Source organism: Flavobacterium piscis (genome assembly GCF_031457575.1).
Lineage (GTDB): Bacteria > Bacteroidota > Bacteroidia > Flavobacteriales > Flavobacteriaceae > Flavobacterium > Flavobacterium piscis_A.
In genome coordinates, this window is sequence record NZ_JAVDWQ010000019.1 from 16,670 (window position 1) to 33,839 (window position 17,170).

Sequence of the window (17,170 nt, forward strand, 5' to 3'; positions counted from 1 at the left end):
ACAAAAAACAAAAAATAAGAGTATAATTTTTTTCATATAATCAAAGTTATTTTTCAATACAGCCATTTGCATCCATTACTTTAATATTGTTTATTGCCGTAGGGATTAATCCTTTTATATGATAATAGCCATCAGCTTCTTTTATAGGTTTTGGGTTTGTCTTTTCAATTCCGTCTACATAAAATCTATACTCATCATTACCGCCCGTTACCGCTATAGAAATTTCTACAGGATCATTGATACATTTGGGGTTATCTGCTTTTATAATTTTAAAAGTTAGAGGTTCAGGTTCTTCGTATCTAAAATTTTGTTGTACAGGAGAAGTAGTAATTCCTCTTGTCAAATTATTTTGAAACGCTTGATATTGTACCTGATAAGTAGCATTTGGATTTAGCCCACTAAAATTTTTGAAGGTGTAGCTGAATACGCCTGTCATTTTTTCATCAAATTTTGTGATCAAACCATTCCTAGGATCATCATTAGTAAAACTAGGAAGAGATATGCCCGGCGTCCCAACCGGAATATCTGTATTGGGGTTTACAGCTCTTAGTTGAAAATATCGTATTTCTTCTCCGTCAAGCAAGTTTCTGCTAAAAGTTACAGTAACATTATTCACATTGTCTCCAGAACAAATTGGACCTATATAATCAATCTTGTTTATTGTTGGGGCGCAAGATGAATATTTTAAAGATAGAGGAGCGGTAAAATTTCTGTTATTCTCATAACCAAGTCTGAAATAAATTTGTTTTTCATGATAGTTTTGAAAATTGACTCCCAATAATTCTTCCATATGAAAATTAGTTATTGCTATATTGTTGGTTGTCTTTTCATTAATTTTAAGAGGGACATCTATCCATGTTAGTTGGTTGTCTATAGAATATTGCCAATGATAAGCTTCATCAGGAAATCCTGCTGGAAATGCCGCCAAACTAAGTTGAGTTCCTGAACATATTTCTGTAGGTGTTTTAGTATCTAAATTTTTAATCGTAACATTAGGCTTAAATTCAGAAATTCCTACCATAAAATCGCAGCCTCCTAATTGTAAATGCGGATATTTTATTAAATCTGCTGAAGAACTTGAAACACTTGTATTTCTTATGCATTCATCTTGCGCTGATGAACAAGGTTCTACAGAAGTATTTGCATCTAAGGAAAAATTAAATGAATTGAAAGAGGTTACGTTAGGAAATGTTTTTTCCTGCGTATCGCTTGTACCACTGTTTGCACCTATTAGGTTTGCACCATTGTATAATCTCCAGTTGAAGTTATTATATTCACAGTAAAATCGACCAGAAAAACTAACTTTTATAGAATAAGTAGTTACTTGACCAATTCCATTTTGCCAAAAGCCTAACAGTAAGAATAAAAACAATTTTTTCATATTTTTTAAAAGCAATAATTAGTGTCAAGTACTTTAATGATGTTTGTTGCCGTTGGGATTAATCCAGCTATATAATAATACCCAATAATTTGATTTTTTGCGGCAATAACGGCAATACCATCTGCATAAAAATTATAACTTCCTGTATCTTCAATGACCTCTATTGCAATATTTAAATTACTACTATAAGTACCTTGCACTAAAGTTTTGGCAAAACCATTTTGATTGTAAGGAGCAACATAACTACCCATTTTCCAAAATTTATCTTTTCTTTGGCAGCCTGAGCATAAGTTGGGTGTACATCCATTTAAGTTTTGGGACTGATAACTTAATTTCATTGTGTAAGTTGGAGCCTGTCCAAACATGTAGCAGCAAACAAATCCAAAAAATAATAGTATAATTTTTTTCATATAATCAAAGTGTTTTTTCTATACAGTTATTTTTAATTGTCTGATTTATAAATCTTTTAGAGTCAGCAGGTTGGGGTAAATAAATTCCAAATAAGGTAAAATCTCCAATACATCCATAAAATGAATCAGTATCAAAAGTTTCAGGATTATATAAGGTTGTTTTATTCAAAGAACAATCTGCATCATCTCGATTACCAGCAGTACGACTTGTATATTTTATATCTGAAGGGTTATCAGTTACATAAAAAAAATTGTATTCAACTTTCTCAACATCACTTGTATTACTGGTTTTTGCAATTGTTTTAATTCCCATTTTAACACTTAAATTCCCAGAATGACTACCACCCCAACCAAGAAATGGAGATAATGATGATTTTACCAATACTCCATATTTTGTTTGTCCATGTAAAATAATACTTGTCATAAAAAACAAAAAAAAAGTGATTTTCTTTTTATAATTTTATATGTTTTATTTCTTAATGTAGCCATTTTTATTAGTTATTTTAAAATTTATAACCGGTTTGATTTGTATTAACCCATTTATTCTAAAGTGTAATGGGGCAATCTTGGTAATATCTACTGCTGTTTTTATATTGTCGATATAAAAATTAAAAGATAGGAATTACTTCATATTCTATGTTGGTTTCCAGTTTGTTGAATTATATTTAGTTGAATGACAAGTGCGATTCGTTTGAGCTTGAGGATTTAGCCATTGACAAGAAGCGTGGTTTCCAAAATTAGTATTGGCAGTGTACGTTAAATCTGCTTCACTAAAAGTACTAAACCATGAGAAAATAAAAAAGAGCAGATATTTTTTCTTCATATTCTTAAAATTTTAAAGTGAAAAAATCCATTTTAGAAGTTCTTCCATCCTTAAATAACGCCCTGATGCCATATTTGTATGTTGTATTAATTGTAATTGTAGGATCTGATAATCGTTTTGTTTTTCCTGTAAGTACCTGAATCAATTGCAAAGGATCCGTATCTGAAGCTTTGTAAATTTCAAAACTGTCTACATCAGTATTACTATACTCCCATGATAAATCTATGGTATTGGTAGTTTTATTAGCCTGTGCAAAAAATCCTTTAACAGCTGGCATTACCGAATATTTAGGGACAAACATCGCTACTTCAGGCGATGGGTTAGAAGTCAAGTTACTTTCGTCCCTGGCAAAAATGGCATATCTGTAGGTATTGCCTTCAATAACCGTTTTGTCTTGATACTTTTCCTCCTTATTCTTTGTGTCCAGTATAAGTGTCCAGTCTTTTTGATCGTTTTCCTTTCTGTATAACTGATGGTTTGCAACATCTTCATTTTGGCTGTTTACCCATTCCAGAAAAATGGAGCCCTCTTTTATTTCAAAATTTGTAAAAACAGGTGAAGTAGGAGGGATTACATCTGGTTTTTTAAGAATTAATACCTCTGAGAAGGCAGACATATTATAATGATAATCAACAGCGATAATTTTATAATAAACTTTTGGATTTAAGCTTTTAATAATTGTTTTGTCTTCATAAGTGTTTAACTCACTTGGGCTTACTGTTAATTGACTGAATTCTTCTTCGGCTGTATTTCCTTTATAAATACGATAGCCCAGTAAATCTTTTTCTTTGTTAGGATTCCAGGTTATTTTAACTATTCCCAAACTGTCAATTACACCTTTTAAACCAATAGGTTTTGCAGGTGGAATAGAATCAACTGGCTGAACGAGCATCGGGAAGGAAATCCTGTTGCTTCCTTGTTTTCCTATCGCTGTAAGTGTAAAATAATTGGTAGAAGAAAGTTTATTATAGGTTACAGAACGATTTTTTGCTGGTATATTTTTTACTACAGTTGTATACTTCTCATCATCGCTATCGGAGCGATTTAATTCAAATCCGGTAATTTCGTTATTACCTTCTTCAGGAAACTCCCATGATAATGTAACAGTAGTATCATCTTTAAATTCTTTAACAGTAAGATGAGGTACAAATTTTAATATGGAAGTTCCTTTACCGGTAACTATATCGGAGTATGGACTTAATTCCCCAAATGGAGAAATTCCTTGTATTCTATAGCTGTAAGGTTTGTTATTCGCAATAGAATCAATGTAGAAAATACGGTTATTATTTTCGTTTTCCTGATTTAAGCTGGTGTAGGGCTTATCTGTAATTCTTTCAAAAGCTTTTTTATCATTCGAACGTTCTATATAATAGCTGTCATAAACCCTTGCTAATGTTTTAAAATTCCAGCTTAGCATACTGCTATTATCTGTAAAGTGAACTGTGAAGTCCATTGGTTTTGGTAAGGCTTCATATTCTTTTAATCCCACAAAAATCCCTCCATAATCAATACTCATTTCGTTTTCGGGTACGTTTGAGATTACCCTGTAGGCATATTTTTCATTTATTTTTGCGGTTTTATCTTCAAAACCTAAACCTGCTTTTTTTGCAATTTCAAAATCCTTGTCGGCACTAAATAAAGCAAATGTAAATCGTTGCTCAGTTTCTTCAGAAAGATTTACAATATTTTGTAAGTTATCACCTCCCTCTACAGCAAAGTCTTCTCCATAAATTGCCTGAGCTATAATAGCAGCATTATCATTATTTTCAATAAAATTTTCCCATGTTTCAAGAGGTTCAGGTTTTAAAGCTTGGGTTAAAATTAATTTTTCAGGATTTGGTAAAGTTTTATCATCTCTGGTCACAGTATATCTTTCCAGCATATAGCCATACTTATTTAATTTTTTCCATGCAATTGGATTAGTCACAGCCCAACGCAACAATATTTTATCTTTTTGTACTCTTGCTATTACTTGTATTTCAGGTTTTTTTTCAACAGTAATAGTTTCTTCCGTTTTAGCTTGGGAGAAACAATTGACAGCCATTATAAAAAATAATATAATTAAAAAATTGAATTTCATGCTTAATTTGATTTGTTGAAAGTAAAAACGGAACCTGAACCTGTCTGACCGCCTGGAAGTGTATAATTCAATTTAACATTGTAAGTTCCTTTTTTGATGTAAGGAAACTCGCCATTGATGATATAATTGTATTTTGCTATCATAGTTTGATTTGATGAATTCAGATATTTGTTTACAATTTTATATCGCAAATCGATAAAATCAGTTTTAAAATGAAATGGCAAGTTGTAACGATAAGGCAGGTATTCTTTTAGCATAAAGCTAATAGGATTATTAAAGATATAATCCTGATACCATGCCATGGTTTCTACACCCCTAACTGGAGGAACACCCAATATAGTTGTATTTCTACTAAGTGTTAGATCAGCTTCTAAAGGATATCCCTGATAAATTAGGGGATAGATTTCGTTTTTATAATAGTTATCATCTAGTATTGCTTCAGTCTTAATTAATGGCAGGAATAACGTTTTAGCATTACCAATTAATTCAATTTCATCAAAAGGTTCTGTTGAATTATTTAATGATTGTAAAGCATGTACGTCCGTATAAATAATTTCTACCAATGTCTGTTTGGGTTTTTTTGCAGCCATTTTTTCCTTAAATGTATTGTATTGGCTTGTGTTAAAATTGTACTGTATCAGCTCAATTGATTCTGCTCCGGAAACCAATTCTTTAAGTTGATTGTCTTTTACATCGATATTATTGTTATCCTCTAAATTTTGCGTTTGGTAATTTTCGGTTAAATTACCATTTGCAGCATTTTGGTTTTCCAATGTCATCAATGATAAATTATAGGGCTTTGTTGTTTCTAAAACAGGTAAATCAACAATTACCTTTTTTAAGTCAACATTATATCTCATAGAACTGTTAATTGTTTTATTTCCGGTTTTATAAAGAGCTTTCTGCGATTGACCGGGCTTTAAATCAAATAAATAAGACTGTCCTTGTTTTAAGACAATATAGGCCTCTTTACTTTCGTTTTGATAAACATATTTTTGGTCAAAAACGGGATAGCAATAAGCAATATTTTGTACAGGAATATTATTTGGAGCGACTCCTGTAGTAAAATTTCTCACTTCATTTTCCATAGCAATTTGACCCTCGTCATAAATGGTCTTCCAAGTACCATTTATATTTTCCTGAAAACTTACTTTTACAGTTAATGTTAAACTCGAGTTTTGAGGTAGTACTTCAGTAGCATTAAAACTTAATAAATCTTTGGTTGTATTCCATGTTAATGTACCAATTACAGGAACACCATCTTTTTTAATAGTATATTCTTCCAGTTTGAGTCGATATGTTTTTGTTCCTTTGTCATCTTCAAGTGTAAAGTTTTTATCTACAGGCATATTAAAACCTACCTGAGGAATGGCAAAAACATCTACATCTTTCGTACCTTCGGTTGGTGTTATATCTGCAATTGATCTTAATCCAGCCAAAGGATCTGCATTTATAAATTCGCACTCTTTTCCAAACTGTAATTTAAATCGGAAACTTCCTTTTATAGCACCACCAAGTATACTAAAATTACCAGCCATATAACCACGAATCCATACAGGGTTAGGTAATTTAGCTTGTAATAAAACAGCTCCCCCTCCCTTAATAATTGATATTTTCTTTTTTATAAAGAATAATTTTATCCTAATACCTAATTCTCCCTGTAGATAAGCATAAGATTGCCCATTGGCATACCAGCCATTTAGACCAATTTGTCCAGAACCTTTACATGCTGCTTCGCCATAATCTTTTACCATAATATCAAATCCAAATCCGGCTTGAAAATTAGCATAAAACATCAGGAAACTTAAATCGCCTGTTTTTAAGCTAAAGTCAGATCCGAAAGCAAAACCTTTCCCTCCTGCAACCATGTTTTCATTACGCATATAATCCAGTTTGGCAACATCAACTCCCAAAAGTTGCGCTACAATGGAAGGCGGTGGAGGACTTGCCGGAATATCATCTCCAAGCATGAAGTAACCGCCTGCTTCTACTTCTATAGATCCTATTGCCATTTTCAATCCTAAACGGTCAGTAGGTGTTCCCATACGGATATACCATTTGTCAGGACCAAAATGTAAAACTGCCCATCCGGCTCTGTTTTCAGATGCGCGGCCTTTTATAAAACCTCCCGGAGTATCAATATATAAGTCAAAGGAGCCATGTAAAGTTTTAGCTCTAAAATCATATTCTATCGCAGCAAATGCATTGATACCCATAGAATTTTTTACATCATTAGGATACAGTTGTTCAGCAGCAGCAGATAAATTTGATGTTTTTAGTGCTTCCATTGCTACAGCGCCCATTAACGATTCATTTTCACTAACCACTTTTAAAGCCTCAGTTAATGCTTCTGCACCCGGAATTTCAAAAGGCTGCATGACATGACCTTCACCATAAATACTGATTCTGTTGATTCCGGAGTTATTGTTAAATGCAATTTCAAAACCGGCACCTCCCCAAAAAGCATCAGCAGTAGCAGTTCCGGCAAATTTTATCATTGCTTTAACCCCCAGACTTGAATCTGCATCTGGAACATAATTAGAACCTGAAGCAACAAATCTGTTACTGAAGCCATCTTTTTTCATTTTGTAATAAGCACCACCACCAAAACCTTTAAAAGTAATGGCACCAGCCGGAATATTTAGATTATCAACCATGGCATCAACATACCAATATCTAAAAGTGGTAGAACCAAAAATTGCATTTGCCTCTACAGATATTCCTCCTGTAAAATCAGCTCCCAGCATCCCTTTAAAGCCGTTACCATAAACAGGATCGTTATCCATTATAGTAATACTACCTTTAAATTTCATTCCTCCTAAATCGGCAGCAATATCTATTCGTTCAAATTTTAGATGATCAAATTTCCATTTTTGAATTCCTTCCTCTTTACCAAATTTTCCAACTATATTAAATTTAGTCCTTCCATTAAATTGATCTTTCATCAAATTAACGGCTATATCTATTTTCAAGGAAGCCGATACATCATCAGCTATGATGGCAATTTCATGAATAGTTATAGGGAAATTGGATACCTTAGAAGACTCAGGATCAGTTTCAGCATTGTTTTTATATCCAAAATAATCAGCTTTAAAATAAGGCGTTACTGTTTGTAATTGGAGATTTTGAAAAGTTATACCTTTAAAAGCGACAGCATCTTTTTTATCTGATCCTTCTTGGGTAACATTTGTTTGAGATGCGTCAGGCGTTGGTTTATTACTTCCATTTATAGCAATACTTCCATAAAGGACAGCTTTAGGAAGAAAAACACCTTCCTTTACTTTTAACTCCACATATGAGTTTTTCTCAATTTTGGCATCTGCTTTAAATACCTGAAAACAAATATCACTTTTTACCTCTGCTTTTAAAAGATATTCATTATCAATTGGGTTAATAACCGCTTTGTAACCAAGTTCGCTTCTTGTATCTGGCTTGCATTGTTTGGAAGGATCAGATAACGGTAAAACAATATCTCCATCAAATCTGGCATATGTTAATGAATTAGCCCTGAACCCCATTTCGATATGATTGACAGAAAATTGCCAGCCTGAGGCATTTCCTTTTCCTAAATCTAAAATGTTATCAGCTGAGAAATTTCCCGAAACGCCCATTCGGTCTATCAGCAAATTAGTTGCTTTAAATGTAATTCGGTTATTAGTTCCTTTTTCCTTGAATTGAGATGGTAAAACCACCTTTAAGGAGCTTACATATAAACCTCTCCATAAATTTTCATTTCCAGGAACTAAATAATCTTTTTGATAATCTTTTGGCCATACAACTTCATTGGAGTTATGAAGATCGCTAAAGTCGATAACGGCTTTATTTAATTCAAAACAGGTGCCTTTATAATTAGTTAATTGAAAAGCAGGAAGTGATATTTCTACCAGAATGTCATTCCAATTGGATATAATCGTTTTAAACTCAGCATGTACTCTTTGAGGAGATGCAATTACATTATAACTGGTATCAACGGGTTCTAATAAATTTCTTGAAAAAACGACATCGGCCTGAATACCCAGTTCTTTGAATCCGTTACAATCTATAGTGACATACGTTTTATTTTCAACTTTTCCGGTAGCCATAGTCATGCCCCCTTTTAAAACTAATAATAAATTCTCACCATTAATTTTTATTGGAACATCGCCAAGCAACACTAAATTAGTATCTCCAACTAAGCCTCCTTTGTGTGAAAGTTTTATATTGTTAGCTCCAAAAAACAACTCTTTTGGTTTGCCTTCTGAATCATGTTGTGGGATAATAATTCTTACAAAAGCTGTTAATTCTGTATATTCAGGTGTAAATTTTGCATTACTGATGCCCAACATATACTGTATGCCTCCTATTGTCTTTTTAATGCCTAAAGGCAGCATCGAAAGTTTTTTTGGCTCTAAAAAATCAGTCAGATTACTATTCTTATCGATTTCTGCACAAGTAGCCATTGCTTTGCTCAAATCATCACTTGTTTCTGTAGCAACAGGAAAATTCTTTTTGATAAAAGAACTTGTAAATTCACTTTCACTATGTGTGTATTGTGAAAAATTGGTTACCTTATCATTTTGTGGAATACCATTTATAACAGGAGGGTTTTTCTTTTGACCAACAATTGTATCATTGCCAGTATTTGCAAAATTAACATTGCTAATAAGAAATAGAAGAAAAATTAATATATAAGAAGAAAATTTTGGAGTAGTTTTTTTCAAATTTTTTGACTTGTTAAATTTATTATTTAGAGATTATATTTGAGATTAATTGAAGAGATTAAAAGCAGCCAAATATAAGATTATTTTAACAGGAATAAATAGTAAGTTTCAAATTCTAGCTAAAAAGATTTATTAAGTATTATTTGATGAAGTTATATGTGATGAAAATCAAAGTTTTGTGTGGAGAAAGCTCCCAAATAAAGTGTTATTTATTTACTAAAATTGTTTTTTATATTGAAATTTATTGATTTGGTACTGATTAAAACTAAATTTAATGAGTACACAGTATTAAACCTGATCCCTTATGTTTTTTCTATTTTAAATTCCAATCCAATATTACGAACACTTTCAATTCTGATTTTGGGATCTGAATTAAAATATTTTCTAAGCCTGCTGATAAAAACATCCATACTTCGCCCAGAGAAATAATCGTCTTTTTTCCAGACAGACATTAAAATTTGATCTCTCTTTAATAACTGGTTATGGTTGAGGTATAAATATTCAATAAGAGAAGCTTCTTTCTCTGTGAGCTGCTGAACGTGATTTTTATTATTAAGGGTTAATCTTTCATTATCAAAAATATAAGAACCAATTTCAATTATATTATTTCCGTCCAGACTTCTCTTTTGTTCGATTCTCTTTAGAATATTCTGCAACCGCAGAATCAGTTCATCGACTTCAAAAGGTTTAATGATATAGTCGTCTGCACCTAACTTTAATCCAATGATTTTGTCTTCTTTTAACTTTCTTGCCGTTAGAAAAATAAATGGAATTTCGGGATTGATTGTAATTATTTTTTCGGCCAGTGAAAATCCGTCTAATTTGGGCATCATTACATCAAAAACACAAATATCAAAATCCTGGGTTTTAAAATAGTCTAAAGCTATTTCTCCATTTTCTGCCCATATCACTTCGAATTGATGCAGTTCTAAATATTGTTTTAAAATGGCAGCAAAATCAAAATCGTCTTCAGCTAAAAGTAATTTTTTCAAAATAAGGTAATTAAACTTTTAATAAAATAGTAAACTGTGTTCCTTTTCCTAAATCACTCACAACGTTAACAGTGCCATGATGCGCTTTTATAATTTGATTTACATAATAAAGACCTAAACCTAAGCCTTTTGTGTTGTGCAGGTTTCCTTGTTGTACGCGATAAAACTTGTCAAAAAGAAGTGATTGTTTGTTCTTTTCAATTCCAATTCCGTCATCTTCAATACTAATAGAAAACTGATTTTCAATAATTCTGGTTTTTATTGTAATCGTTTTTGAGCCATATTTTACAGCATTTTCCAAAACATTTAAAAAAGCTGTTGTCAAATGAAATTTATCCAATATCAAAATTGTTTTCTGGGTTTTAAAATCGGTTTTAAGATTAATTTTCGGAAATGTAATTTTAAAATCATTTATAATAGAAAGCAGAAAATCTTCGGTTTCTATCTTTTCTTTTTGTAATTCAATTTCATTTTCTGCCAGTGAATTCGCCACAACCTGATCAATCAAATTTTGTAAACGATTGTTCTGACGCGAAATCGTATTGACAATGGCATTGAAATTATCATCGTTTTCACGGATGTTTTTCTGCTCCAAAATTTTTGTAGAAATACCCAAAGTTGCCAAAGGCGTTTTGAGTTCGTGCGTAATATTATTGATAAAATCAGTTTTGACATCGCTAACTTTCTTCTGTTTGATTAAAGCTTTTATAGCAATTACAAAAAGCGTAATCAACGTTAAAATCGAAAGAAGTGAAAGAATCAGGATAAAAGTCATTCGCCTTAAAATAATCATTTCCCAATCAATAACAGAAATGTACATCGAATCTTCTGTGAGTAATCTGTAGTCCTGATTTTCAAAGGTTCCGTTGGTTGTTCCAACATAATTCCGAACCAGAAAAGAATGATTTAAAGAAGTTAAATTGCCGTACAATTTGTTTTGTATAAAAGGCTTCTCTGAAAATATTGTATCAGCTTTCTGAGTATTTTTGTACAGAATGAACTTATTTAGTACAATCGCAAAATCGATTTTAAAATTAGGCAAATCCCTTTCGAACTTCCGTTTGATTTTTTGCGTTAAGACATCGCTGAATTCATTTTCAAGAACGCTATTTTTAATGTCAATTTTGCTCTTTTTTCCCTGAATATAATTTTCTGATAATTGTTTGTACAGCTGCTCTTTTTTGGAAACGATAACCGAATCAATGTCGCTGTAATTATTCGAAATCTGAGCGATCTCGTTTTTGATTTCGATATGAAACTGTGCCACTTTATAGTCATAAGCGGTTTTTACCAAATAGCATTGCACCGCAGACAAAACAATCAGTGCCATTATCGAAAAAGCTATTAATAAATTGATTCTTTGCTTCATACAACTCTAAATTCTTTCGCAAAAATAGCCTTTTTGTGATACATTTCGGCCTTTAACCCTGCATTAACCTCCAATTAACTTTCGCAGTACTTTTTTAGAAGCATTTTTGCACCAGATCAATCTAAAATCTTTTCAAAATGAATGTTTATCTGCCTTTAAAACTTCTTATATTTCTGCTGCTTTTTTTTCTTTCTTTAGCTGCCAAAGCACAAAATGAAACTCCAAAAGACAGTATTTCGAATAAACTTAATGAAGTTATTATTACTCAAAGCAAAAAAGCATTTTCGAATCAAAACGGAAATATAAAATTGGATGTAGCCAATTCGATATACAATTCGATTCCAAATCCTGTTGATTTGCTTTCAAAACTTCCAACAGTTCAAGTAAGTGCTGATCGCGAAACTATTTCGATTGTTGGTAAAGGAAGCCCGCTTATTTATATTGACAATCAAAGAGTAGGAATGAATGATTTGAATGCTTTGGCTGTCGACGATATCAAAACAATTGAAATTATTAAAAATCCTTCTTCGAAGTATGAAGCTGAGGGGCGCGCCGTAATTTTAATTGCTCGAAAACTAAGCAGAAAAGATGGTTTTAAAACTGATATTTCTGAAACGGCTTCTTTTAAAAAGAACTATAATAATTATTTAGGCTTTAATTCCAGTTTCAAAAAGAATAAGTTAGAATGGAAAGCTAACTTCAATTACAACCGACGAAATCCGTGGGAAAATCATAGCATTGCTTATCAAATTCCGCAGGCAGCTATTGTTTCTAATTATGATGTTACTGCAATTTCCCGTGTAAAAGAATATATTTTTGGTGCCGGTTTGTTTTATAAAATAAATGAAGAGGATTATTTTTCAATGAATATAAATGGAAAAATGAAAGCTGATGCTTTTGATATCAATACCTTTACTTTTAACAAAAATCAAAATCAGGAAAATAATGTTTTTACGCTTAGTGATAATTCCAGCGAAAAGAATTTTATTAACTCATTTATGAATTATTCAAAAAGACTTAAAGCGATTGATGCAAAATTGTTTATTGGTATTCAGGGTTCCAATTTTAATCAGCATTTATGGAGTTTAGTCGAAAATAATTTTAATGATGCGGCGTTGGGATTATCACAAAATAGGGATCAGAGATTTAATGTTGATGTTTTTTCGGGGCGTTTTAATTTAGAAAAAAAGTTTAAAAATGAAATAACTTGGGAGTACGGCGGGCTTTATTCTGCTGCAAAATCGAAATCTAATTATGATGTGTTTGATTATGATAAAAATCAACCTACAACTTTTGATTATGATTTTAAAGAAACCAATTCAGCAGCTTATTCACAGCTTTCAGGAAAAATTAAAAAAGTCGATTTTTCGATTGGATTGCGAATGGAAAACACAAATGTCAAAAGTAAATACAGCACAGACAATTCAGCGTTAATTGATAAAAACTACACAAATTTTTTCCCGAAAGCACAGTTTTCTTTTACAATAGACAGTACAAAAAGTATAAGTATTGATTACTCTAAAAGTATTTCGAGACCAAATTATTCTTCTTTGAGTATGATTGCAACCTATATTAACCCGTATTTTATTTATAGCAATAATATCAATTTAGGACCAACTTTTAGCAATGTAATTTCGACTGTTTTTCAGTATCATGATAAATCTGTAAAATTCACATTATATCAAAACAAAAATCCAATTTATGCTGATTTTATTTTTGATAATCAAAACTATGTTTTGACTTTTACTGAGAAAAATTTTCAAAAAGAATCAGGTTATAATATTGAATTTACATTACCATTTACGTATAAAATTTGGACAAATACAAATTCTTTAATTTTTGCGAGAAATAAAATAGAAGATCCTGCGGCAATATTTAATTCTTCAAAAACCTATTTGTATTATTATTCCAATAATACTTTTAAACTGCCAAAAGATTTTACATTCGTTCTGTCGTTCTGGGGCACAACAAAGCAAAAAGAAGGCGTTTTTGAACGAGGTGCAAATTTGATTTTTGATATGTCGCTCGCAAAAGCGTTTGGTAAAAACTGGAATTGTACTTTAAATTATAATGATGTTTTTAGAAATACGATTTATACAGAAAGATTTACGATTAATAATATAAGCTCGAGAGCACGTTATTTAGTTGATGCCAATGAAGTTTCGATTACACTTAAATATTCTTTTGGTAAAATAAAAGAAACAGAATTCAAAGAAAAAGTCGTTAATGAAAATTCATATAGAATTAGATAAAACAAGAAACCCCTTGAAATTTTCAAGGGGTTTTGTATATAAAGAAGAATTAATTATCCTTCGTCTTCTTCTGTAGCTTTAGTTGATAAATCATCAAGTTCTTCATCGTCGTCTGTAGAATTCAATTCGAAGAAGCTAAAAAACGAACCGCCATAATTTTTTTGGAATGAAAAATTACTCAAATGCTCCATTTTCGTGTATTTTGAATGCTCGATAACCATCATGCCTTCTTCATTTAATAACTCTTTTTCAAAAACAGTTAAAACAATTTTTTCAAAAGTAGTCTGATCTAATCCGTAGGGAGGATCGGCAAAAATGATATCATAGGAGGTTTTGCAGTTATCCAAAAATTTGAAAACATCACTTTTGGTTGCTGCAATCTCAAAATCATATTCAGATGCTATTTGCTTGATGAATTTTACACAGCCAAAATCACCGTCAACTGAAGTAATAGGAGCACTTCCCCGTGAAGCGAATTCATAGCTGATGTTTCCTGTTCCTGCAAATAAATCTAAAATTTTTAACCCTTCAAAACTAAAATGATTATTCAAAACATTAAACAATGCTTCTTTGCTCATATCAGTAGTGGGTCTCACGGGAAGGTTTTTTGGTGGAAAAATGCGCCGTCCTTTGTATTTTCCTGAAATGATTCTCATGATTGAAATAGGATATAATGTTTTTGATTCTGAGCAGTTGAAAAGCTGTTTTTTTGTTGTAAAGTGCTGACATCAAAAAAGGAAATGTTACGGATGTATTTATACGCAATGATATAAAAAGGATCATTCATTTGAATCGTACCGAGTAATTCTAATTGAAAACTTTCAGGATTTAAACTTAGTTGTTCTGCTGTAAAAAGCAAATAATAAATAAAGTCTTCGGGAGTTTGATATTCAAAAGAATTAAATAATAATAACTTCTGGTTTTGTACAACAATAATTTCAAAATGGCCATAATTAAAATTGACGATCATTTTTTTTTCGTCATTGTTTTTTGAGGCATCTAAAATTTTCTCTATCAAAATGCTATTGGCATGTTTATAATCAAACGAACCAATAGTATCAATCAAAAAATTATTGATATTCACATACGGAATATAAACAGCATTCATTTGATAGTTTGAAATCTGGTCATAAGTAAAAAAATCAGTTTCAAAAACCTTGGTATTGTACTGCAAATAGCTGCCTAAATAATTTTCATCAAAAAGTGCCGTAGGAACAAAAGTAGAGAGATTGTTGTTGTGAATGACCATGATGTCATCGTAAGAATCTTTTAGTTCAGGATGTTTTTTAAAAGTATCTGCGAACAATTCCTCAATTTTGATTGTTTTGTCAAACGTACCAAAATCAACTTCTTTTAATGAAGTTATGGTATTGTTTAAAGTGTCAAAACAACAAAAAGACAATCCGGTCAGGGATACCTGAATTGAAAGTTTTTTATATTTTTTGGCTGTGATATTCATGTTTTGTAATGACATACTTTGATTTACGATTCACTGAATGCTAACATTATTCAGGAATATCTAATTCGATTACAAACTTACAAATTTAAAAGGAACAATAATAATCAATGCTAACATTGAATATCATTTCAAAATCGAATAAATTTTATGCTGTTGATTTTTAATTGTACTGAATATTCGTGATGATTTTTCAAATTGAAATTGACATTGATTTTTGGCTATTGCCATTGAAATTGCCATTAAAAAGACCGTACTTTGTTTCTCAATTTTACTTTATGAATTCATCTTTGTTTTACAGCGTTTTACAAAAAAGATTTCCCTTTGCTCCAACTTACAAACAAGATATCTTTTTTCAAAAAATTGCTATTTTCTTAACCGATACACATAACGATACCATTTTTGTATTAAAAGGATATGCCGGAACGGGGAAAACAACCGTGATTTCGACAATCGTAAATAATCTGGGAGACATTAATAAAAAGTTTGTTTTGCTTGCGCCAACTGGCCGTGCTGCTAAAGTAATTGCCAATTACTCGAATACAGCTGCTTTCACAATTCATAAAAAAATATATTTTCCTAAAAAATCGGCTGGTGGAGGAGTGGCTTTTACCAGGCAGATTAACAAACATAAAAACACCATTTTTATAGTAGATGAGGCCTCGATGATTTCTGACAGCAATTCCGATTCGAAATTGTATGATAACGGTTCGCTTCTGGATGATTTGATTTCGTATGTGTATTCCGGAACTAATTGCAAGATGATTCTTTTGGGAGATACCGCTCAGTTACCGCCTGTAAATCTGGATATTAGCCCAGCATTAGATATTCATACTTTAGGAGTGCATTACGATAAGGAAATTGAACATATTGAATTGGACGAAGTAATGCGTCAGGAAGAAAATTCCGGGATTTTGTTCAATGCAACGGAACTACGTGAATTACTGAAAGAAAGTTTTATTACAGAGTTTAGATTCAATGTCAAAAAGTTCAGGGATATCGTTCGTTTGACAGATGGTTACGATATTCAGGATGCCATAAATACCGCTTACAGTAATTATAGTATCGAGGATACGGCTTTTATTGTCCGTTCGAATAAAAGAGCCAATCAATACAATGAACAAATCAGAACCCGGATTTTGTTTAAGGAAAGTGAGCTATCTGTTGGTGATTTCCTGATGGTGGTTAAGAATAATTATTTCTGGCTAAAAGAAACAGATGAAGCTGGTTTTATTGCTAATGGAGATATTATTGAGGTTTTGGAACTCTTTGGAATCAAAGAATTATATGGTTTTAATTTTGCCAGAGTAAAAATTAGAATGGTCGATTATCCGGATCAGAAACCTTTTGAGACGGTTTTATTATTGGATACCATTAAAAGTGAATCCCCATCATTAACGTACGAAGAATCCAACCGATTATATGAAGAAGTGATGAAAGATTATGAAGATGAATCGACAAAATATAAAAAATTTCAAAAAGTAAAAAACAACGAATATTTTAATGGCTTGCAGGTAAAATTCTCCTACGCTATTACGTGCCACAAATCGCAGGGAGGACAATGGAATACTGTTTTTATAGAACAGCCGTATTTACCGGACGGAATAAACCGCGATTACATCCGATGGCTTTATACCGCTATGACGCGTGCCAAAAATAAATTATATTTGATAGGATTTAAGGATGAGAATTTTGAAGAATAAATAT

General features: G+C 31.7%; 11 protein-coding genes. 2 read left to right on the plus strand and 9 right to left on the minus strand.

What is annotated here, in order from left to right; genetic code table 11:
- Window positions 1-46: 46 nt before the first annotated feature.
- The 7 genes from J2W48_RS19970 to J2W48_RS20000 form a co-directional block, all read right to left on the minus strand.
- Complete coding sequence (locus J2W48_RS19970; RefSeq protein WP_310283562.1) at window positions 47-1,381, minus strand: hypothetical protein; 1,335 nt, start codon at window positions 1,379-1,381, stop codon at window positions 47-49.
- A 5-nt stretch (window positions 1,382-1,386) separates the two neighbouring features.
- Complete coding sequence (locus tag J2W48_RS19975) at window positions 1,387-1,791, minus strand: hypothetical protein (RefSeq protein WP_310283564.1); 405 nt, start codon at window positions 1,789-1,791, stop codon at window positions 1,387-1,389.
- Between the two features lie 4 nt (window positions 1,792-1,795).
- Window positions 1,796-2,215, minus strand: coding sequence for a hypothetical protein (locus J2W48_RS19980; RefSeq protein WP_310283566.1), 420 nt, complete (start codon window positions 2,213-2,215; stop codon window positions 1,796-1,798).
- 403 nt (window positions 2,216-2,618) lie between these two features.
- Window positions 2,619-4,694 (minus strand): fibronectin type III domain-containing protein, encoded by a 2,076-nt coding sequence (locus J2W48_RS19985; RefSeq protein WP_310283567.1) that lies wholly within the window; start codon window positions 4,692-4,694, stop codon window positions 2,619-2,621.
- 2 nt (window positions 4,695-4,696) lie between these two features.
- Window positions 4,697-9,394: a hypothetical protein gene (locus J2W48_RS19990; RefSeq protein ID WP_310283568.1), complete on the minus strand. Its 4,698-nt coding sequence runs from the start codon at window positions 9,392-9,394 to the stop codon at window positions 4,697-4,699.
- Between the two features lie 302 nt (window positions 9,395-9,696).
- On the minus strand, window positions 9,697-10,386 hold the full coding sequence (locus J2W48_RS19995; protein ID WP_310283570.1) for a response regulator transcription factor: 690 nt from the start codon (window positions 10,384-10,386) through the stop codon (window positions 9,697-9,699).
- A gap of 10 nt (window positions 10,387-10,396) precedes the next feature.
- On the minus strand, window positions 10,397-11,755 hold the full coding sequence (locus J2W48_RS20000; protein WP_310283571.1) for a sensor histidine kinase: 1,359 nt from the start codon (window positions 11,753-11,755) through the stop codon (window positions 10,397-10,399).
- Between the two features lie 137 nt (window positions 11,756-11,892).
- On the opposite strand from J2W48_RS20000, the gene J2W48_RS20005 reads away from it, so the two are divergent.
- A complete protein-coding gene (locus tag J2W48_RS20005; RefSeq protein WP_310283572.1) occupies window positions 11,893-14,007 on the plus strand; it encodes a TonB-dependent receptor domain-containing protein in 2,115 nt (704 codons plus the stop codon).
- A gap of 53 nt (window positions 14,008-14,060) precedes the next feature.
- On the opposite strand, the gene J2W48_RS20010 is transcribed toward J2W48_RS20005, so the two are convergent.
- Both J2W48_RS20010 and J2W48_RS20015 read right to left on the minus strand, forming a co-directional pair.
- Window positions 14,061-14,663, minus strand: a complete 603-nt coding sequence (locus J2W48_RS20010) for an RsmD family RNA methyltransferase (protein WP_310283574.1) — start codon at window positions 14,661-14,663, stop codon at window positions 14,061-14,063.
- The gene (locus J2W48_RS20015) at window positions 14,660-15,481 is read right to left on the minus strand and encodes a DUF3822 family protein (protein ID WP_310283575.1); all 822 of its coding nucleotides are present in this window, start codon (window positions 15,479-15,481) and stop codon (window positions 14,660-14,662) included. Before J2W48_RS20015 ends, J2W48_RS20010 begins: the two co-directional genes overlap by 4 nt.
- Window positions 15,482-15,741: 260 nt before the next feature.
- Here J2W48_RS20015 and J2W48_RS20020 point away from each other — a divergent pair, with 260 nt between their 5' ends.
- On the plus strand, window positions 15,742-17,166 hold the full coding sequence (locus J2W48_RS20020) for an ATP-dependent DNA helicase (protein ID WP_310283577.1): 1,425 nt from the start codon (window positions 15,742-15,744) through the stop codon (window positions 17,164-17,166).
- Window positions 17,167-17,170 lie beyond the last annotated feature (4 nt).